The following is a 19,588-nucleotide window of genomic DNA, read 5'->3' on the forward strand; positions in this document are numbered from 1 at the left end:
GCGTATCACAATTTAAGACCACTTCTTGCGAAGTGTTCTTGTCAGCATGATATACATTGTTAAAGAGCGACTGCTATAAGCAGTGATAAGCGTTCTTTCATATTAAAAAAGAAAAAGACCTTTAAGACCTTAAAAGCTATTTTTTCTTTTTAACGTGAAAAAAACAGAGCCACTTATCACTGCGTATCAACAGTATTCTGATCAGGTAATTCATTGTGGACGCTTACCGACTGTGACGCATCGTTTAAGGAGGTGATCCAGCCGCAGGTTCCCCTACGGCTACCTTGTTACGACTTCACCCCAGTCATGAACCACACCGTGGTGATCGCCCTCTTGCGTTAGGCTAACCACTTCTGGTGCAGTCCACTCCCATGGTGTGACGGGCGGTGTGTACAAGGCCCGGGAACGTATTCACCGTGACATTCTGATTCACGATTACTAGCGATTCCGACTTCACGGAGTCGAGTTGCAGACTCCGATCCGGACTGAGACCGGCTTTAAGGGATTCGCTGACTCTCGCGAGCTCGCAGCCCTTTGTACCGGCCATTGTAGCACGTGTGTAGCCCTACCCGTAAGGGCCATGATGACTTGACGTCGTCCCCACCTTCCTCCGGTTTGTCACCGGCAGTCTCCTTAGAGTTCCCGACATTACTCGCTGGCAAATAAGGACAAGGGTTGCGCTCGTTACGGGACTTAACCCAACATTTCACAACACGAGCTGACGACAGCCATGCAGCACCTGTCTTACAGTTCCCGAAGGCACACCAGAATCTCTTCCGGCTTCTGTAGATGTCAAGGGTAGGTAAGGTTCTTCGCGTTGCATCGAATTAAACCACATGCTCCACCGCTTGTGCGGGCCCCCGTCAATTCATTTGAGTTTTAACCTTGCGGCCGTACTCCCCAGGCGGTCGACTTATCGCGTTAACTTCGCCACAAAGTGCTCTAGGCACCCAACGGCTGGTCGACATCGTTTACGGCGTGGACTACCAGGGTATCTAATCCTGTTTGCTACCCACGCTTTCGCACCTCAGTGTCAGTGTCAGTCCAGAAGGCCGCCTTCGCCACTGGTATTCCTCCCGATCTCTACGCATTTCACCGCTACACCGGGAATTCTACCTTCCTCTCCTGCACTCTAGCCTGACAGTTCCGGATGCCGTTCCCAGGTTGAGCCCGGGGCTTTCACAACCGGCTTATCAAGCCACCTACGCGCGCTTTACGCCCAGTAATTCCGATTAACGCTTGCACCCTCCGTATTACCGCGGCTGCTGGCACGGAGTTAGCCGGTGCTTCTTCTGCGAGTGATGTCTTTCCTACCGGGTATTAACCGATAGGCGTTCTTCCTCGCTGAAAGTGCTTTACAACCCGAGGGCCTTCTTCACACACGCGGCATGGCTGGATCAGGGTTGCCCCCATTGTCCAATATTCCCCACTGCTGCCTCCCGTAGGAGTTCGGGCCGTGTCTCAGTCCCGATGTGGCTGATCATCCTCTCAGACCAGCTACGGATCGTTGCCTTGGTGAGCCATTACCTCACCAACTAGCTAATCCGACATAGGCTCATCCAATAGCGGGAGCCGAAGCCCCCTTTCTCCCGTAGGACGTATGCGGTATTAGCCTGGGTTTCCCCAGGTTATCCCCCACTATCGGGCAGATTCCTATGCATTACTCACCCGTCCGCCGCTCGTCAGCGGGTAGCAAGCTACCCCTGTTACCGCTCGACTTGCATGTGTTAGGCCTGCCGCCAGCGTTCAATCTGAGCCATGATCAAACTCTTCAGTTTAAGATCTATGTGATCCTTACATGCCACCCGAAGGCAACAAAAGCGGATCAAACTTGGCTCAAGGTTCAAACGAATTCATTCAAAACAGATCCCAAAGGACGAATCCTTTAAAACCTTATTGCTTGAGTCGCTTGCCTTGATATTGGGTGATTTGTCACCAACATCAGCAAGCGCCCACATGAATTACCTGATCAAATTGTTAAAGAGCTGTTTCGCTGTGATGGCTAGCTAATAAACCAACTGGGCCACTCGGCTTGCCGTTGAACTGGCTTGCCTCAGCGAGGAAGGCGTATTCTACGCATTTCCTGGTGGTTGTCAAGGGCGTTGTTTTCGATGCAAACCTGACCACATCCAAAACCGCTAACTCTTTGACAAACCGAAGCTTTTACACTTCATTTACCGCTGGTAACGCTTGGCGTCCCCGGCAGCGGATGCGTACTTTACGGATTCGCTGACGGGTTGGCAAGGGCTTTTTGACAGAAAGTTCAAATAAGTGTCACACGGGCGTAACGTTTCTTACCCGCCTGGATAACATAGCTCTTACCTGTCGCCAGCATGGTGTCTTTGGCAACGACGTCGCCGTCGACTTTGACCCGGCCATTACCCAGCATATCTTTGGCTTGGGCACTGTTGTTCGCGAGCTCTGCTCGATTGAGCACTGCCGCAATGGGCGCTTGCTCGCTGCCTTCGAAATCGACCGTGACTTCCGGCAGATCTTCTGGGAGTTCGCCATCGGCCAGCTGATTACCCGCAGACTTGTGCGCATTGGCTGCTGCTTCGTCCCCGTGGTAACGGGCAATTAGCTCACGTGCCAGCTCCATCTTTATATCCCGCGGGTTCGCGCCCTGCTCAACGCTCTGCTTGAGCGCGTCAATCTCTTCGTTCGATTTCAAAGAGAGCAGCTCAAAATAGCGCCACATTAAGCTATCCGGCATGGAGACCAGCTTATTGAACATGGAGCCAGGCGCTTCATCGACACCAATGTAGTTGCCCAGGGACTTCGACATCTTCTGCACGCCGTCTAACCCTTCCAACAGCGGCATGGTGATGACCACCTGGGGCTCCTGGCCGAAGTGCTTTTGAATTTCGCGCCCCATCAGCAGGTTGAACTTCTGGTCGGTGCCGCCCAGCTCCACGTCCGCCTCAAGCGCTACCGAGTCGTAGCCTTGTACCAGCGGGTAGAGAAATTCGTGAATGGCAATGGACTGATTGGCTTTATAGCGCTTTTCAAAGTCATCCCGTTCCAGCATGCGTGCGACGGTGCTTTGGGCAGCCAGCTCAATCATTTTGGCAGCGGAGAGCTCGCCAAACCATTCGGCGTTAAAACGTACCTCGGTCTTTTCAGGGTCGAGGATTTTAAACACTTGCTCTTTATAGGTTTCGGCGTTGGCTTTCACATCCTCTTCGGTGAGCGGTTTGCGCGTCACGTTCTTACCGGTAGGGTCACCAATACGCCCGGTAAAGTCACCGATCAAAAAGATAACCGTGTGCCCCAAATCCTGAAACTGGCGCATTTTGGTCAGCAACACGCTGTGCCCCAGGTGCAAGTCAGGGGCCGTGGGATCAAAACCCGCTTTGATACGCAGTTTGCGGCCTGAAGCCAGCTTCTGTTTTAGCTCATCCTCTACCAGGATTTCATGCGTACCCCGCGACAGCAGCGCTAAAGCCTGATCCACCTCACTCATTGCCTCTCTCCACTATAAAGAACCGCCCTTACCGGGCTCAGGTGATAAATAGCCGACGATGTTACCATGCTCGCTCGCCTTGGTTGAGCCTTGGTTTCGCTCTCACCCTGGTTTAGTCTCAGCCCAGCTTTGTACGAGTTCGCTTATGAAAACGCCTACCGCTTCGCCGCTTTACTATATTGGCCTGATGTCCGGCACTAGTCTGGACGGTATTGATGCGGCACTTATCACCATCGAAGGTGATTCGCCGCCGCGCCTGTTGGCCACCCATGCCGAACCGATGCCGGACGAGCTTCATCGCCTACTGTTTAAGCTGTGTCATGCGGAGCAGGTGAGTTTTGCGCAGCTCGCAGCAGCGGAACACGCGTTCTGCCAATGCCAGGCCCAAGCCGTGCAACACTTATTAGCGCCACTTTCAGTGGGCGTAGAACAGATCAGTGCCATCGGCAGCCACGGCCAAACTATCGAACACGCCCCTGCAGGTCACGACGACGGCCCGAGCTATACCTTACAGCTGGACAACCCCAGCCTGTTAGCGGAACTCACCGGCTGCACGGTAGTGGCCGATTTCCGTCGCCGAGATTTAGCCGCTGGGGGGCAGGCTGCACCGCTGGCACCAGCATTTCATCAGGCGCTATTTGGGCGAGCAGACACGCATCAGCTGGTACTTAATTTGGGCGGCTTTGCCAATCTCACCTGGCTCTCTAGCCAGCCGAACGACCTGGTGATAGGTTTTGATACCGGGCCTGCGAATGTTTTATTGGATGCCTGGTTTGCCTTGCACCAAGGCGGCCGCTTTGACCAAGACGGCTCTTGGGCCGCTAGTGGAAAGATAGATGAAGCGCTGTTAGCTCGGTTGTTATCAGAACCGTTTTTCCAGCAACCACCGCCGAGAAGCACAGGGCGTGAGCTATTTCATCTGGATTGGCTACAGAAACATCTCAGCGGTCAGGAAGCCGCCGCCGATGTTCAGGCGACGCTGGCTGAACTCACCGCCGTCAGTGTCGTCCAGGGGATTGAACAACTGCGGATCGATAGTGGCCCGCTCACGCTGATCACCGCTGGCGGCGGCGCCCACAACGCCTATTTGATGCAGCGCCTTGCCTATCATCTCCCCCGCGCCACGCTCACTTCGCCAGCGGCGTACGGCTGGCCTGAAGACTGGATTGAAGCGGGCGCCTTTGCCTGGTTGGCGCACCAGCGTCTGCACCACCTGCCAGGCAACTTGCCCTCAGTCACCGGCGCGCAGGGCCCCCGGGTATTGGGTGGAATCTATGCCCCCTAATACTCATTGTTTGAATACGCCCCTAGACCTCAAAGAAAAGCAGTGGGTACGTCACAAGGCTTAAATTATTCAGCTTTTGCGGCGAGAGTGCCTTTAGCCTGAGCCTGGGCTTCCTCTATGCTTACAACGCCCTCATTGACTAACCGAGACAGCGCGGCATCCAGGGTTTGCATACCCAGGCTGCCACCGGTTTGAATAGCTGAGTACATCTGCGCCACTTTGTCTTCGCGGATCAAGTTGCGCACTGCAGAAGTGGCAATGAGGATTTCGTGGGCCGCTACGCGCCCGCCGCCCTGACGTTTAAGCAGCGATTGCGACACCACTGCCTGGAGCGATTCCGACAGCATGGAGCGCACCATGGCTTTCTCTTCGCTGGGAAAAACATCGATGATCCGGTCAATTGTCTTGACGGCAGAGGTGGTATGCAGCGTTCCCAGCACCAGATGACCAGTTTCAGCAGCGGTCAGTGCTAAACGGATGGTCTCCAGATCACGCAGCTCGCCGACCAGGATCACATCCGGGTCTTCACGCAGCGCGCTACGCAACGCATCGGCAAAGCTATGGGTGTCGCGATGCACTTCGCGTTGGTTAATCAAACAGCGCTTGCTAACGTGGACAAACTCGACGGGGTCTTCAATGGTGAGAATGTGCTCGTAACGATGATCGTTAATGTAATCGATCATCGCGGCCAGCGTGGTGCTTTTGCCCGACCCCGTTGGCCCAGTCACCAGCACCAGGCCCCGAGGTAACATCGCCAGGCGCTCGAACACCTCACCGAGCCCCAGGGTTTGTATGGAAAGTACTTGATTGGGAATGGTGCGAAACACCGCCCCCGCCCCGCGAGCTTGAGTAAAGGCGTTAACACGAAAGCGGGCGATCCCCAGCACTTCAAAGGAAAAATCAATTTCCAGGTGCTCTTCGTAGTCGCGCCGCTGACGATCATTCATGATGGCGTAGATCAATCTGCGCACATCGTTATTATCGATAGCGGGCACATTGAGCCGACGAATATCGCCATCAACACGTATCATGGGCGGCAAACCGGCCGAAAGGTGCAAGTCAGAGGCATTCTGCTTTGCCGAGAATGCTAGCAGTTCGGTAATATCCATCTCTCTTCCCAGCTGCGGTAAGGTGCTTGAGTATGACAGACATCGCGCTTAACGAGTCACTCGGCCATTCATACGCTCAGGCGCTTGAACGCCTGCATAATGCATTAGAAAACGCGGGGCGCGCCCAGGGTGCAGCCAAGCTACTGGCCGTCAGCAAAACCAAGCCTGCGGCGATGATTCGTCAGGTTTGGCAGTTGGGTCAGCGTGAATTTGGTGAAAACTATTTGCAAGAAGCGCTGGAAAAGCAGGCCGAACTTACTGATCTTGACGGCATTGTATGGCATTTCATTGGCCCCCTGCAGTCCAACAAAACCCGCTCTGTGGCCGAGCACTTTGACTGGGTACACAGCGTCGATCGGCTAAAAATTGCCAAACGCCTTAACGAGCAGCGCCCAACGCACCTTGCGCCGCTCAATATCTGCCTGCAGATTAATATCAGCCGAGAAGAGAGCAAAGCTGGTGTGCTGCCCGAGGAGTTAGAGGAATTGGCTAGGGAAGTCGCCACACTGCCTAATCTGCGCCTGCGCGGTTTAATGGCGATCCCCGCTCCAGCAGTGGATATAAGTGCTCAGCGCCAGCCATTGGCAGCACTACGCGAAGCTTTTACCGCCTTACAAAGCAGCTTGCCAGACGCGCCCCTTGATACGCTCTCAATGGGCATGAGCGACGATTTAGAAGCGGCGGTGCTGGAAGGCGCCACGCTGGTGCGTTTGGGCACTGCAATTTTCGGCGCTCGCCCATCGGCTTAGACGAAAAGTAGCCCACTTTTTTACGTAGAACACTTTTACTTAAGGGACACCTACCATGGCGAATAAGATTACCTTCATTGGGGCCGGCAATATGGCCAGCGCCATTATCGGCGGCCTAATCGACAGCGGCGTCGCGCCTTCTACTATTACCGCCACCGCGCCGAATGACAGCGAACTGACATCGATTAAACAACGCTTAGGCATCAATACAGACACCGACAACAATGCGGCGGTGGCTGAGGCCGATGTGGTGGTACTCGCGGTGAAGCCACAAATCATGCGCAACGTATGCGAAGCGTTGCGCGACAGCGTTCAGCGCCAGCAGCCGTTGGTCATCTCGATTGCTGCCGGCCTGGATGCCGGCACGATCGACCAGTGGCTAGGCGGCCAGAATGCCATGGTACGCTGCATGCCCAATACGCCCTCGCTGGTCGGTTATGGCGCCAGCGGCCTCTACGCCAATGCCAACGTCAGCGATGCCCAGCGTGACGTGGCCACCCAGTTAATGGAAGCGGTCGGCATTGTGGAGTGGGTGGAAGAAGAAGCCCTGTTAGACGCAGTCACCGCTGTTTCTGGTAGCGCCCCGGCCTACTTCTTTCTGATGTTCGAAGCCATGGAAGAAGCCGCGGTTAAACTCGGCCTACCTGCCGCCACCGCGCGCCGCCTGGCTATTCAAACCGCGCTGGGTGCGGCCACCATGGCGCAGCAGAGTGATAAAGACCCGGCCACGCTGAAACAGAACGTTATGTCGCCGGGCGGCACCACCGAACGTGCCATTCAACATATGGAAGAGGCACAATTGCGCACCACGATTGCCGACGCCATGCAGGCCTGCGCCGACCGCGCCCAGGCAATGGCCAAGGAACTAAGCGGCAGCTAATGCAGCCATTCGGCTAACACAGCCTAAGCTACCGGATCATCAAGGAGACATAATAATGGGCAATGAATTGGGCAGTGCAGGGTTAATGCTGGTAAATACCCTCATCAATATTTACCTCTTTTTACTCATGCTGCGCTTCCTGCTGCAAGCGTCGCGGGCGGATTACTACAACCCGTTAAGCCAATCGGTGGTCAAAATCACCCAGCCGGTAGTGGGGCTATTTCAAGGCTTTTTAGGCCCTGTGGCTGGCCGCTTCGACCTCGCCACCTTAGCAGCAGGCTTTGTATTGAAAGTGGCTAGCATCATCGCCATTTTTATGGTGATTGGCGTTGGCATGCCGCCCATTGCTGGACTGCTGATTGCCGGTGCGGCCGCCTTGGCGAATGCAATTTTAAAAATCTACTTCTTCGCCCTGATTGTGATGATTATTTTGAGCTGGGTAGCGCCCAACGCCAGCCATCCAGGTGCGCTGCTGGTTATGCAGTTGGTAGAGCCGATTATGGCCCCGGTACGCAAAGTGATTCCTCCGCTGGGCATGATCGATCTATCGCCTATCGTGGTGTTTATCGCCATTAACCTGATCGATGGTTTGGTGGTCGGCGCCCTGATTCGTGCGGCGGGCATTTCCGGCGCGCTGGTCGGGCTGTGATGGCAACTGCCATCTCCGTATTCTTAGCAAGGAAGCCTCTGATTAACGTAATGAGTGCAGGCCAGACAAGGCAAAAATCAACGAAAAAGCGGAATTTACAGGTTGTAAATGAGCATTTTGAGGCGATTTTTAACGCCGTATGGGCAAGCGCAATAGTTAATCAGAGGTTTACAGGATCTACTTCAGTCGCCCTCTTTCAGCAGGACTAGCGCCTTCAATGCCTGACTCAGATACGCTTGCATTTGCAGACCGACCGGCGGGCTCCGTCGGCGTGGTCACCCCGCACGTGGCACGCTTCGACACGCCGCTCGCTCTCGCCTGCGGCAAAGTGCTGCCTGCCTACGAGCTGATTTACGAAACCTACGGCACATTGAATGCCGATCGCAGTAACGCGGTACTGATTTGCCACGCGCTCTCGGGTCACCACCACGCCGCGGGCTACCACAGCGAAGAAGACCGCAAGCCCGGCTGGTGGGATGCCCATATTGGCCCCGGCAAAGCGATCGACACCAACCGCTTTTTTGTTGTGTCACTCAATAACCTGGGGGGCTGCCATGGCAGCACCGGGCCGGTCAGTCATAACCCCGACACCGGCCGCCAGTGGGGGCCTGAGTTCCCCATGGTCACGGTCAGCGATTGGGTGGCCAGCCAGGCGCGGCTTGCCGACCACCTGGGGATTGAGCGCTGGGCCGCCGCGGTGGGCGGCAGCTTGGGCGGCATGCAGGTGATGCAGTGGACAATGACCTACCCGGAACGGGTGGCTAACGCGGTGGTGATTGCCGCCACGCCTCGACTCTCGGCGCAAAATATCGCTTTTAACGAAGTAGCCCGTCAGGCAATTCGCTCTGATCCGGAGTTTTTTGACGGTTGGTATGCCGAGCACGACACCGTGCCCAAACGCGGGCTAAAGCTGGCTCGTATGGTAGGCCATATCACCTACCTGTCCGAAGACGCCATGGGCAGCAAGTTTGGCCGCGATTTGCGTAGCGACGACCTTAACTTCGGCTTTGACGTTGAGTTCCAGGTGGAGTCCTACTTGCGCTATCAGGGCGATACCTTCTCCACCGCCTTTGATGCCAATACTTACTTGCTGATGACCAAAGCGTTGGACTACTTTGACCCTTCTGCCACCCAAGGGGGCGACTTAGCCAAAGCCCTGGCCCCAGCGCAATGCCCGTTTTTGATTGTTAGCTTTACCACCGACTGGCGCTTTCCCCCCTCGCGCTCCCGCGAGCTGGTCGATGCGCTCATTCGTGCGGGCAAAGCGGTTAGCTACGCCAACATCGACTCGCCCCATGGGCACGATGCTTTCTTACTCTCAGAGCCGCGCTACGACGCCATCTTCAGCGCTTTTATGAACCGCGCTGCCGGCGAGCTTAACCTCGCCGAAGTGGGTAAAGATGAAGCAAGCGAAGATGCAACGAGCTCAGAGGAGACGCCATGATGCGCGCCGATCTTGAACTGATTTATGACTGGGTGCCCGAAGGAGCCCACGTGCTCGACCTCGCCTGCGGCGACGGCGAACTGCTTGAGACCCTGGCTAACAATAAGGGCGTGACCGGCTATGGCTTAGAGATCGACCATAACGGCATTAATGCCTGCGTCGCCCGGGGCGTCAGCGTGATTGAGCACAACCTGGATGACGGTTTAAGCAGCTTCTGCGACAACAGCTATGATCAGGTGATCATGACCCAGGCCCTGCAGGCGCTGCGCCGTCCGGACAAGATGCTTGATGAAATGCTGCGTGTCGCCGAAGAGGGCATCATCACTTTCCCCAACTTCGCCTACTGGCGTCACCGTGTTCATTTGGGTCTGCGCGGCTATATGCCGGTATCCAAATCGCTGCCCCACGCCTGGTACGACACGCCCAACATCCATCTCTCAACGTTCAACGACTTTGAGCATCTGTGCCGCGAGAAGGGCTTGATGATTGTTGATCGCGCGGTGGGCGTGGGGGATCATCAAGGTCACTGGAAATCGCGGCTATGGCCCAATCTATTTGGTGAAATTGCCATTTTCCGCGTTCGTCGCCGCTAGATATTCATCGCGCTTAAACGCAACCCAAGGAGCCACGCCATGTTACGCAGATTAATGATGAGTGCCGCCCTTGTCGGCATGCTCTTCGCCGCCGCTGGGGCCCACGCTGAGCAGTTCGTCAGCGTGGGCGATTACGAGATTCACTACAGCGCGGTGAACAGCAGCTTTTTGACCCCGGAAGTGGCCCAAGCGAACAACCTCCAGCGCAGCGCCAACCGCGGCCTGGTTAATGTAAGCGTTCGCGAGCGCCAGGAGGATGGCAGTACCCGCCCCGTTAACGCCAGCGTACAGGGCCACGTAAGCGGCTTGACAGGCGCCCAGGAGTCGCTCAGCTTTCGCACCGTGCACGACGGCGATGCCACCTACCACCTGGCGCCTTTTACCCTACTCGACGATGAGAACATGCGCTTTGAGCTAAGCGTGCGCTACGACCGCAACGCCGCCCCCGAACCGGTGAACTTTATTCAGCGTTTTTATATTGATCGCTAAGTCAATCCTGTATAGCTCTCGACATGCCGTAGGTAGATTGACGCAAGGGCGCTGTAAACCCATCCTTGGGCGCTACTTTCGCCATCCATGGCGAAAGACCCTTGCTTACAACTACCCACGGCCGCTGGTCATAGGCCAACGTATGCAAAGCTTGCTCTATCTACAGCCGTACAGGCAGGCTACGGGTTAACCGCACTCCAATGGGGCGCTCTTGCTCCCGCACCACCTCAATACCATAGGCCAGCACTTCCACTTCGCTGGCCGAGGCCTCCGCTAGGGCTGCCGCGTAAGTCGCGTCAATATGGGCTGCGGCGGCCACGTCCGCTATACCTTCGTGGGCGACACAAAACAGCAGCACCGCCCGTTCGCCCTGCTCTGCCAGCACTCGCAGCGAATGCAGATGCTTGGTACCGCGCACACTTACCGAGTCCGGAAAGTAGCCGTGACCATCCTGCTCTTTGAGGGTGACCTGCTTCACCTCGATATACGCCCGCCCCCGCTCTGGGTCATCCAGCCTAAAATCGAGGCGGGCGTCGGCCACTTTCACCTCCCGGCGCAGAGTGGCGTAGCCTGCCAACGGTGCCAAAGCCCCCGCCTCCAGCGCCGCTTCCACGATGCGGTTAGCGCGGCCGGTATGCACCGAGGCGAGCGCCACCTGCCCATCCGCTTGGGGCAGCTCGATAAGCTCCCACGTCCAGGCAAGCTTGCGCTTGGGGTTATCGCTGGGTGACAGCCACACTCGGCACCCTGGCACGTTCACCGCCTTCATCGAGCCGGTATTGGGGCAGTGGGCGACTACTTCGCGACCATCATCCAAACGCACATCGGCGAGAAAGCGCTTATAACGCTTGATCAGCGTGCCCGGTACCAGCGCCGGATAAGACAGCATCACAGCCTGCCCACAAAGCGTGCAATCCGCGCCACCGCCTCTTCCAGCCGGGCCACATCATTGGTGAACGCAATGCGCACATGGTGTTCGCCGCCACGTACGGCAAAATCAATACCCGGGGTAATCGCCACGTTCTCCTCCTGCAATAAGCGCTCGCAGAAGGCCTGGCTATCGCGGCTGTAGCGGGAGATATCCAACCACAAATAAAACGCCCCCTGGGGCGGGAGATCCGGTGCCAGCCCCAAGTCTACAAGGCCCTCCAGCAGCACTTGGCGGCGCTCTTTCAGGGTTTCACGGCGCTGTTCAAGAACACCACGACACTCGGGCGTAAACGCCGCCAGGGCGGCATGCTGCGAAGGCGTCGGCGCGGCCAGAAACATGTTCTGCGCCAGCCGCGTTAATGGCTCCACTGCATGCTCTGGCGCCACCAGCCAGCCCAGGCGCCAGCCGGTCATACCAAAATATTTTGAGAAGCTGTTGACCACAAAGGCGTTGGCGGAGAGCGAGGTCGCTGAGAGCGGTGCATCGTCGTAGTTGAGGCCCTGGTAGATCTCATCGACGATGACCTCGCCTTCGCGCTCAGCGACCGCTGCCAGCACTGCAGAGAGCTGTTGCGCGCTCAACGTGTGGCCGGTAGGGTTAGAGGGCGACGCCAACATCGCTAGGCTTGTGTCCTCACGCCAATGCTGGGCGACCAGGGCAGCGTCCAACTGCCAGCCGCTATCTCGCCCCACGGATACCGCATCAATCTCAGCGCCAGCTAGCGCCATAAAGTGACGATTGCAGGGGTAGTTAGGGTCAGCCATCAGCACCCGCGAGCCGGTTTCGACTAATAACTGGCTGGCCAGCAGCAGCGCCCCCGACGCCCCGGGCGTTACCAAAATACGCGCAGGATCCACCGTAGCGTTAAAGTGCTCGGCGTAATGTCCGGCGATTGCCTCGCGCAGTGCGGGCAGCCCAGCCGCTGGGGTGTAGCGGGTATGGCCACTGGCCAACGCCTGCTGCCCGGCAGCGATAATGGGCTCGGGGGTAGCAAAATCCGGCTCGCCTACTTCCAGGTGAATCACATCGTGGCCGGCGGCTTCCCGCGCCTGGGCCATTTCCAGCAAATGCATGACCCGAAAAGGGGCAACGTGATCGACACGCGAATTCCAGGCCATAACGGCTCCTTCATCTAATCATTTTTGAAACTGGACAAATATTGAAAAACTAACTAAAACATGGCGCTAGTCATATTCAAGGCCAAACAATCGTCGATAGCTCACCATTATGCTTGCAACCCAGTCATTTTTCAGCTAAACAAGCATCCCTTTGGCGTGAGATCGTGACAATCGCTCATGGTCGATCAGTAGTCACATATGTAAGGGGCAGTCCCATGCCAGTAGCAGAAAAGAAACCGGAAGCGTCCAAGTCCTTCACTCCGTATGAGCCAGCGCCGGGTGAAGAGTATATGAACGAGCAGCAGCTAGCGCACTTCCGTCAGCTGCTGCTGGATTGGAAACAGGATCTCATGGAAGAGGTGGATCGTACCGTACGCCACCTGCAGGAAGATGCGAACAACTACGCCGACCCCGCCGACCGTGCTACCCAGGAAGAGGGCTTTAGCCTGGAACTGCGTACCCGGGATCGCGAGCGTAAGCTGCTCAAGAAAATTAACGAGACGCTAGATAACATCGATGATGATGATTATGGCTTCTGCGAAGCCTGCGGCGTTGAAATCGGCATTCGTCGTTTAGAAGCTCGCCCCACCGCCACCCTTTGTGTGGATTGCAAAACCCTGGCGGAACTCAAAGAGAAACAGCTAGGCGGCTGAGCACTAAAAGACCGTGCTACTCGAACGCGGGCACCTTAGGGTGCCCGTTTTTGTGAATGGCTTTTTGTGAATAGCTTTTTGTAAATAACCAGCCCCTCTCAACAATGACGCTACCATGATTGATTTTGCTCGCTACCGGGGGCGCTTTGCCCCTACGCCCTCAGGCCCGCTGCACTTTGGCTCTTTGGTCGCCGCCTTAGGCAGCTATTTAGATGCCCGCGCAGCCGATGGGCAGTGGCTGGTACGCATTGAAGATATCGACCCACCGCGCTGCCCTGAAGGAGCGGCGAGCACTATCCTTCGCCAGTTGGAAACCTTCGGGCTGGAGTGGGACGAAGCGGTAATGTGGCAGCACACCCGCGGCGATGCTTACCAACAGGCGCTTGACCAGCTTGTCCAACTCGGCCTGGCCTATCCCTGCAGCTGTTCGCGCAAGCAGTGGCAGGCGTTTGATATCTACCCCGGCTGGTGCCGCGATGGCGTTTGCGATGCGAGTAAACCGGTGGCCTGGCGGCTGCGCAGCGACCGTGGCGAGCGCCCTATCCGCTGGCAAGACCGGCTGTTCGGCGAGCAGCAGTTTGACCCGGCTGAACTAGGCGATGTGGTATTAAAGCGCAAAGATGACCTATGGGCGTATCAGCTCGCCGTGGTAGTGGATGACGCCGAGCAGCAGATTACCGATGTGGTACGCGGGCTCGATTTGCTCGATAACACCCCTTGGCAGCGCCAATTGCAGAGCGCACTTCAGCTACCGCAGCCGCGTTACCTGCATCTGCCACTCATTGTGACCGCTGAAGGGCAAAAGCTCTCCAAGCAAAACCTGGCCCCGGCCCTGGCAGAAGACGAGCAGAAAGTGCGCCAGCAGCTCTTTCAGGCGCTGGAAGCGCTTGATCAAGCGCCGCCACAAGAACTGGCCTCAGAGCCCTCCGCGACTCAGCTACACTGGGCGGTAGCGAACTGGTCGTTGGCACGTTTAAACCCAACGGCACACCGTTTAAATCCCTCTTCACCTCCAGTAGGAGATTGATATGTATGTCTATCGCATCATGCTGTTTTTGGTGTTTGGCGGCTACCTGCTCTCTCCGCTACTGATGAATGGCTGGAGCGACCCTGAGGCCGCCTGGTACCGGCCGTTTGCGATTTGGGGCGGTTTGATTGCGTTAACCCTCTGGCTGGAGCAGAAGAGGAAGCTTGATGAACGTTGAGATGCACGTTGAGATAGTCGGCGTCCTACTGCTTGGGCTGGGCTACCTGGCACTGCTGTTTGGCTGCGGTTTTGCGGTAGAGCGCGGCTGGGTGCCGGTGCGTATTACCCGCCACCCGATTGTTTACACCCTTGCCCTGGGTGTTTATGCCAGCGCCTGGGCGATTTACGGCAGCGTGGAAATGGCTGCCCACGCGGGGTTTGGCTTCCTCGCCTACTACCTGGGCGCAGCGGGCGCCTTCTTGCTCGCCCCTGTGCTACTGGTGCCCATCCAGCGCATCACCCGCACCTATCAACTAACGTCATTGGCGGATCTGTTTGCCTTTCGCTTTCGCTCTCGTTGGGCGGGTACGCTGGTCACCATCGTCAGTCTACTGGCGGTGCTGCCACTGCTCGGCATTCAAGTCCAAACCCTGGGCGAAGCCATCAATATCATCACCGCCAGCCAAGCGGGAGGTAGCGTTGCGCTACTTTTTTGCGCCGTAATTGCCGCCTTTGCGGTTATTTTCGGTGCCCGCCACAGCCAGTCTCACGGCCGCCACGACACTCTGCTTAGCGCCATTGCGTTTGAATCCATTGTTAAACTGCTGGCCATGCTGGGGCTCGGCGTGGTGGCGCTATGGATGGTGTTTGACGGCCCAGGCGACCTGCAGCTGTGGCTGGAGGGCCCTGGCGCTCTCCTCCAACAACAGACACCCAAACTTGACCCGGCCCAGTGGCGAATTCTCCTGCTGCTGTTTTTTGCGGCGGCGTTTATGATGCCGCATCTGTTTCATATCAGTTTTTCAGAAAGTCTATCCCGGCATACCCTGCTACAAGCGAGCTGGGCGCTGCCGCTTTTCCTGCTATTAATGGCGCTACCCGTACCGTTGATTTGGTGGGCCGCGCAATCGGTCAATCCCGACATACCCATCGCCGCCTATGCCGCCTACCTAATGACCGAACACTGGTGGGTAGGGGCGCTGGCGTTTATCGGCGGGCTAGCCGCCGCCAGCGGCACCATGATTATGATTGCGCTGGCGCTTTCCGGCATGGTGCTTAATCATATTGTACTGGTAGCGAGGCCCCCGGAAGCGCGCAGTGATCTTTACGGCTGGCTACTGTGGCTGCGCCGTGGGCTAGTGGTCGCTGTGATTATCAGCGGCTGGATGTTTTACCAGTGGGTAGGTCGCCATCATGGGCTTATCGGTTTGGGATTAGCCGCATTTGTGGGGATGGCCCAGTGCCTGCCTGGCATGCTGGCGCTGCTCTACTGGCCGGGCGCTAACCGTAAAGGCATGATTATTGGCCTCATCGCAGGCGTCGGCGTATGGCTATGGGGGCTATGGCTGCCGCTCATGTTCTCGCTACCCGTACCGACGCTGCCCTTTACCCCACTTACCGACGCTGGTGCGCCGGTTTGGTACAACGTCACGCTGCTCTCGTTAGCGGTCAATATCCTGCTGTTGATTGTGATATCGCTGTTTACGCGTATTTCTGAAGGTGAGCAGTCCGCCGCGGAAGCGTGCTCCGTCGATGCGGTTATCCGCTCCAAGCGCTTTCCACTGGAAGCCGCCACGGCGAGCGATTTTTCGACTCACTTAGCCCATGCCCTCGGCGATGAGGCGGCTAGCCGTGAAGTGAAGCGGGCATTGCAAGCACTCAATTTAACGCCCCAGGAGCGCCGGCCCTACGCGCTGCGTCGCTTGCGTGACCGTATTCAGGCCAATCTCTCGGGCCTAATGGGCCCATCGGTGGCACGGGATATTGTTGATCGCTATCTACCCTACCGCCACGACGACACCCCTGAAACCGACGATATTCATTTTGTCGAGAGCCGCTTGGAAGCCTACCGGTCACGCCTGACAGGGTTAGCCCGTGAACTCGACGGTTTGCGCCGCCATCATCGCCAAACCCTGGCGTATTTACCGGTGGGGCTGTGTGTTCTGGGCGATGATGATGAGCTGCTAATGTGGAATCAGGCGCTCTCTCAACTCTCGGGTATTAGCGGTGAAAGCGTGATCGGTTCACGTCGCGACAGCCTGCCTGCCCCCTGGCCCAGCCTACTCGGCGGCGTGCTGAAAACCACGTCAACACCGCTCTACAAACAGGCGGTCACGCTGCACGGTAAAGACTATTTTTTGACCTTGCACAAAGCGATTCTCAGCGGTAGTGACAGCCGTGGCGGCAGCGTTATTCTGATTGAAGACCATACCGAAATGAAATGGTTGGAAGATGAGTTGGTGCATGCAGCGCGCCTTGCCTCTATCGGTCAGTTAGCCGCTGGGGTCGCCCACGAAATTGGCAACCCGATTACCGGCATCTCGTCGCTGGCGCAAAATCTACGCTACGACACCAACGACCCCGCCCTGCTGGAGACCGCCGAGCAAATCCAGCAGCTGACCCAACGGGTCACCAAAATCGTTAACTCACTGGTTGGCTTTGCCCATGGGGGAAGCCAATCGGTACCGCTCCCTGCCTCACCTGTGGCACTTGCATCCATTAGCGAAGATGCACTGCACTTGATCCACCTCGCCCGCTCGGGAGAGGATGTTACCTTAACCAATGAAACGCCTGACGACGTGGTGGTGCGCGGCGATGCCCAGCGATTAACGCAAGTGATGGTCAACCTGCTGAGCAATGCCCGGGATGCCTGCGGCCAAGGGGGAGAAGTTCACATGACCGCAGGGCGCCACGAGCAGCTTGCATGGTGGCGGATAACCGATAACGGTCAGGGCATCGACCCACGAGTGCGCGAGCACCTATTCGAGCCCTTTACCACCACCAAGCCCGCCGGCGAGGGCACCGGTCTGGGCCTTTCATTGGCCTACCAGATTATCAATGAGCACCAGGGTAAAATAGACGTGGCTTCGCCACCCCCCGGACAGCCTCGCGGCACGGCCATTACGTTATGGCTGCCGCTTTACCAACAGGATGATCAGCCAACCCATGCCCAGGATTCTGATTGTTGAAGATGAAGCGATTATTCGCAGCGCGCTAAAGCGCCTTCTGGAACGCCACGACTATACGGTCAGCGAAGCAGGCAGCGCTGAGGAGGCCAGCCAGCTTGAGCTCGCAGGGTTCGACCTCATCATCAGCGACCTGCGTCTGCCGGGCGAACCGGGCACCTCGCTGATCGCCGCCGCGGCCCCCGTGCCAGTATTGATCATGACCAGCTACGCCAGCATGCGCTCTGCGGTGGAAGCGCTCAAACAGGGGGCTGTGGACTACGTTGCCAAGCCCTTTGACCACGCGGAGCTATTGGAGACCGTTGAGCGGATCCTGCACAAGCAGTCGATGCAGCAGAGTCCGCCCCCGGATATCACCGATGCAGGCGGCAGCCGGCAAACCATGATCGGCAACTGCGTTGCCATGCAGCAGGTCTACACCCGCATTAGTAAAACCGCACCGGCCGATGTCACCGTATTGATTCTTGGCGAGTCAGGTACCGGCAAGGAGCTGGTGGCACGCGCCATTCACCAGCAGAGCAAGCGCGCCAAGGCACCATTGATCTGCGTCAACTGCGCGGCGATTCCTGAAACGCTGATCGAATCAGAGCTGTTTGGCCATGAGAAAGGCGCTTTTACCGGCGCCAGCGCTGCGCGCACCGGGTTAGTCGAAGCCGCTGATGGCGGTACGCTATTTTTGGATGAGATTGGTGAACTACCGCTGGATGCCCAGGCGCGTCTGCTGCGCGTTCTTCAAGAGGGTGAAATCCGTAAAATTGGCTCGGTGGAAACCCGCCACGTCAATGTCCGCCTGATTGCGGCCACCCATCGTGACCTGCGAGCACTGTCAAAAACCGGTGAGTTCCGCCTTGACCTTTACTACCGGCTGAACGTAATGCAGATCGAGCTGCCGCCGCTGCGCGAGCGCGAGGATGACGTGCTTGAGATCGCCGACATTCTGCTCGACAAGGCGTGTAAACGCCACGAACGCACGGGCCTGCGTTTGTCCCGCGCAGCCCGCCAGGATCTGCGCGACTACCCTTGGCCGGGTAACGTTCGCGAGCTGGAGAATGCCCTTGAGCGCGGGGTGATTCTTGCCGAGGGGCATCTGATCCACCCGGATGACCTGGGCCTAGCGCCGGCCACCCCACGCCCCCATCCGTCCTCTGGCGCGTCCAGCACACCTGCTGCCAGTGGTGGCGGTGATAAAAGTGCTGAAGAGAATGAAGATGATCTCTCTTTAGAAGATTATTTTCAGCACTTTGTCCTCGAACACCAAGACCAGATGAGTGAAACCGAATTGGCACAAAAACTGGGCATTAGCCGTAAAAACCTTTGGGAACGACGCCAGCGGCTTGGCATACCGCGCAAAAAAACCGCCCGGCGCCCAGGTTAAGCACCTGGGCATTGCTATCCACTCGCGCCTCCACACCACTCCTACGACCATCGTCTAATATACTGATTTAAATAAGAAATATTCTGCCTTTCGCTACCCAGGCACTGTTACCTTCCCACACAACGCCGCGCACAAACGGCCGCGAAAGGGGTAACACTTCTCGCGCCGTAAAGTTCCGCAGCGACTTAAAAAACCCCAACCTTCTGAAATTTATAATTTATTAAATAGGTGGCACAGGGTCTGCAGTATTACTGGGTAAGAAAAACAAACTGGGCATAGCGCCAGGTCACCAACAAAAACAACATGACCTCGCCACAACCTGAGCCACAACAAAAACAACAGGGCCAGGTAGAGATAACGGTACTAACAAGAACAACAGGCTTGAATCTCATTACTTGCTTGCGCAGGCAACACAGGCGCAGCGAACAACAACAAAAGTTAGCAAGTGGCCCGAAAGGACGCGACGTGCAATGTGACTTGGCATCCTAACAACAACAATAGCTGTCAGTGTGTACACCCCGGCGCCAATAATAATACCCCGGGGGGAGAAAAGTTCGCGGTTGGATTATTGTTTTGAATACGAGGCGGTCGGAACCATCGTGATCCTTACGCCTACCGACTGCGGTGCGTATTCAGGGCGATGTGCCATCATGAAGAAAAATAGCAGCACGGACGCTGATTAATTGCTTGATAGGGGA

The 19,588-nt window shown here is 56.8% G+C and carries 16 protein-coding genes and 1 rRNA gene; 12 read left to right on the plus strand and 5 right to left on the minus strand.

The features are described 5' to 3' along the window. Positions 1–245: 245 nt before the first annotated feature. Together AC4EYZ_RS09500 and tyrS are read right to left on the minus strand one after the other, a co-directional pair. A 16S ribosomal RNA gene (locus AC4EYZ_RS09500) occupies positions 246–1,778 on the minus strand. Between the two features lie 485 nt (positions 1,779–2,263). Beyond that, positions 2,264–3,463, minus strand: a complete 1,200-nt coding sequence (tyrS, locus tag AC4EYZ_RS09505) for a tyrosine--tRNA ligase (RefSeq protein WP_190374079.1) — start codon at positions 3,461–3,463, stop codon at positions 2,264–2,266. Between the two features lie 145 nt (positions 3,464–3,608). Between tyrS and AC4EYZ_RS09510 the strand changes: the two genes are divergently transcribed. Beyond that, a complete protein-coding gene (locus AC4EYZ_RS09510; protein WP_490204236.1) occupies positions 3,609–4,748 on the plus strand; it encodes an anhydro-N-acetylmuramic acid kinase in 1,140 nt (379 codons plus the stop codon). 65 nt (positions 4,749–4,813) lie between these two features. On the opposite strand, the gene AC4EYZ_RS09515 is transcribed toward AC4EYZ_RS09510, so the two are convergent. Beyond that, positions 4,814–5,857: a type IV pilus twitching motility protein PilT gene (locus AC4EYZ_RS09515; protein WP_474192144.1), complete on the minus strand. Its 1,044-nt coding sequence runs from the start codon at positions 5,855–5,857 to the stop codon at positions 4,814–4,816. Positions 5,858–5,889: 32 nt separating this feature from the next. On the opposite strand from AC4EYZ_RS09515, the gene AC4EYZ_RS09520 reads away from it, so the two are divergent. The 6 genes from AC4EYZ_RS09520 to AC4EYZ_RS09545 all read left to right on the plus strand — a co-directional run bounded on the left by AC4EYZ_RS09520 (position 5,890) and on the right by AC4EYZ_RS09545 (position 10,661). Beyond that, positions 5,890–6,606 (plus strand): YggS family pyridoxal phosphate-dependent enzyme, encoded by a 717-nt coding sequence (locus AC4EYZ_RS09520; protein ID WP_474192143.1) that lies wholly within the window; start codon positions 5,890–5,892, stop codon positions 6,604–6,606. Positions 6,607–6,661: 55 nt separating this feature from the next. Next, a complete protein-coding gene (proC, locus tag AC4EYZ_RS09525; RefSeq protein ID WP_022520687.1) occupies positions 6,662–7,486 on the plus strand; it encodes a pyrroline-5-carboxylate reductase in 825 nt (274 codons plus the stop codon). Between the two features lie 55 nt (positions 7,487–7,541). Next, complete coding sequence (locus AC4EYZ_RS09530; RefSeq protein WP_009287945.1) at positions 7,542–8,135, plus strand: YggT family protein; 594 nt, start codon at positions 7,542–7,544, stop codon at positions 8,133–8,135. 217 nt (positions 8,136–8,352) lie between these two features. Beyond that, positions 8,353–9,579 (plus strand): homoserine O-succinyltransferase MetX, encoded by a 1,227-nt coding sequence (gene metX / locus AC4EYZ_RS09535; RefSeq protein ID WP_009287944.1) that lies wholly within the window; start codon positions 8,353–8,355, stop codon positions 9,577–9,579. After that, positions 9,579–10,172, plus strand: a complete 594-nt coding sequence (gene metW / locus AC4EYZ_RS09540; protein ID WP_474192146.1) for a methionine biosynthesis protein MetW — start codon at positions 9,579–9,581, stop codon at positions 10,170–10,172. The genes metX and metW overlap by 1 nt, the downstream gene beginning before the upstream one ends. A 39-nt stretch (positions 10,173–10,211) precedes the next feature. After that, entirely contained in the window at positions 10,212–10,661 is a 450-nt protein-coding gene (locus AC4EYZ_RS09545; RefSeq protein ID WP_022520688.1) for a DUF4426 domain-containing protein, read from the plus strand. A gap of 160 nt (positions 10,662–10,821) precedes the next feature. On the opposite strand, the gene sfsA is transcribed toward AC4EYZ_RS09545, so the two are convergent. Continuing rightward, on the minus strand, positions 10,822–11,550 hold the full coding sequence (sfsA, locus tag AC4EYZ_RS09550; protein ID WP_474192142.1) for a DNA/RNA nuclease SfsA: 729 nt from the start codon (positions 11,548–11,550) through the stop codon (positions 10,822–10,824). Continuing rightward, on the minus strand, positions 11,550–12,710 hold the full coding sequence (locus AC4EYZ_RS09555) for an aminotransferase class I/II-fold pyridoxal phosphate-dependent enzyme (RefSeq protein ID WP_490204237.1): 1,161 nt from the start codon (positions 12,708–12,710) through the stop codon (positions 11,550–11,552). Before AC4EYZ_RS09555 ends, sfsA begins: the two co-directional genes overlap by 1 nt. 215 nt (positions 12,711–12,925) lie before the next feature. Here AC4EYZ_RS09555 and dksA point away from each other — a divergent pair, with 215 nt between their 5' ends. From dksA to AC4EYZ_RS09580, 5 genes are all read left to right on the plus strand, one after another. Beyond that, positions 12,926–13,363: an RNA polymerase-binding protein DksA gene (gene dksA / locus AC4EYZ_RS09560; protein WP_007111809.1), complete on the plus strand. Its 438-nt coding sequence runs from the start codon at positions 12,926–12,928 to the stop codon at positions 13,361–13,363. 115 nt (positions 13,364–13,478) lie between these two features. Continuing rightward, the gene (gluQRS, locus tag AC4EYZ_RS09565; protein WP_474192140.1) at positions 13,479–14,390 is read left to right on the plus strand and encodes a tRNA glutamyl-Q(34) synthetase GluQRS; all 912 of its coding nucleotides are present in this window, start codon (positions 13,479–13,481) and stop codon (positions 14,388–14,390) included. Between the two features lies 1 nt (position 14,391). Beyond that, positions 14,392–14,568: a hypothetical protein gene (locus AC4EYZ_RS09570; protein ID WP_007111811.1), complete on the plus strand. Its 177-nt coding sequence runs from the start codon at positions 14,392–14,394 to the stop codon at positions 14,566–14,568. A 1-nt stretch (position 14,569) separates the two neighbouring features. Next, the gene (locus AC4EYZ_RS09575) at positions 14,570–17,518 is read left to right on the plus strand and encodes an ATP-binding protein (protein ID WP_490204284.1); all 2,949 of its coding nucleotides are present in this window, start codon (positions 14,570–14,572) and stop codon (positions 17,516–17,518) included. Continuing rightward, positions 17,496–18,890 carry a sigma-54-dependent transcriptional regulator gene (locus tag AC4EYZ_RS09580; protein WP_474193055.1) on the plus strand — a complete coding sequence of 465 codons (1,395 nt, stop codon included), beginning with the start codon at positions 17,496–17,498 and terminating at the stop codon, positions 18,888–18,890. The genes AC4EYZ_RS09575 and AC4EYZ_RS09580 overlap by 23 nt, the downstream gene beginning before the upstream one ends. Positions 18,891–19,588 lie beyond the last annotated feature (698 nt).

The sequence above is a fragment of the Vreelandella sp. 162(4c) genome, from assembly GCF_058152265.1.

What these genes read in the sequence shown, in the direction of transcription:
- AC4EYZ_RS09520 (WP_474192143.1), top strand. Translation starts at nt 5,890, where the DNA reads ATGACAGACATCGCGCTTAACGAGTCACTCGGCCATTCATACGCTCAG.
- AC4EYZ_RS09555 (WP_490204237.1), bottom strand. Translation starts at nt 12,710, where the DNA reads ATGGCCTGGAATTCGCGTGTCGATCACGTTGCCCCTTTTCGGGTCATG.
- sfsA (WP_474192142.1), bottom strand. Translation starts at nt 11,550, where the DNA reads ATGCTGTCTTATCCGGCGCTGGTACCGGGCACGCTGATCAAGCGTTAT.
- AC4EYZ_RS09580 (WP_474193055.1), top strand. Translation starts at nt 17,496, where the DNA reads ATGCCCAGGATTCTGATTGTTGAAGATGAAGCGATTATTCGCAGCGCG.
- AC4EYZ_RS09575 (WP_490204284.1), top strand. Translation starts at nt 14,570, where the DNA reads ATGCACGTTGAGATAGTCGGCGTCCTACTGCTTGGGCTGGGCTACCTG.
- AC4EYZ_RS09515 (WP_474192144.1), bottom strand. Translation starts at nt 5,857, where the DNA reads ATGGATATTACCGAACTGCTAGCATTCTCGGCAAAGCAGAATGCCTCT.
- AC4EYZ_RS09570 (WP_007111811.1), top strand. Translation starts at nt 14,392, where the DNA reads ATGTATGTCTATCGCATCATGCTGTTTTTGGTGTTTGGCGGCTACCTG.
- gluQRS (WP_474192140.1), top strand. Translation starts at nt 13,479, where the DNA reads ATGATTGATTTTGCTCGCTACCGGGGGCGCTTTGCCCCTACGCCCTCA.
- metW (WP_474192146.1), top strand. Translation starts at nt 9,579, where the DNA reads ATGCGCGCCGATCTTGAACTGATTTATGACTGGGTGCCCGAAGGAGCC.
- AC4EYZ_RS09545 (WP_022520688.1), top strand. Translation starts at nt 10,212, where the DNA reads ATGTTACGCAGATTAATGATGAGTGCCGCCCTTGTCGGCATGCTCTTC.
- metX (WP_009287944.1), top strand. Translation starts at nt 8,353, where the DNA reads ATGCCTGACTCAGATACGCTTGCATTTGCAGACCGACCGGCGGGCTCC.
- proC (WP_022520687.1), top strand. Translation starts at nt 6,662, where the DNA reads ATGGCGAATAAGATTACCTTCATTGGGGCCGGCAATATGGCCAGCGCC.
- AC4EYZ_RS09510 (WP_490204236.1), top strand. Translation starts at nt 3,609, where the DNA reads ATGAAAACGCCTACCGCTTCGCCGCTTTACTATATTGGCCTGATGTCC.
- dksA (WP_007111809.1), top strand. Translation starts at nt 12,926, where the DNA reads ATGCCAGTAGCAGAAAAGAAACCGGAAGCGTCCAAGTCCTTCACTCCG.
- AC4EYZ_RS09530 (WP_009287945.1), top strand. Translation starts at nt 7,542, where the DNA reads ATGGGCAATGAATTGGGCAGTGCAGGGTTAATGCTGGTAAATACCCTC.
- tyrS (WP_190374079.1), bottom strand. Translation starts at nt 3,463, where the DNA reads ATGAGTGAGGTGGATCAGGCTTTAGCGCTGCTGTCGCGGGGTACGCAT.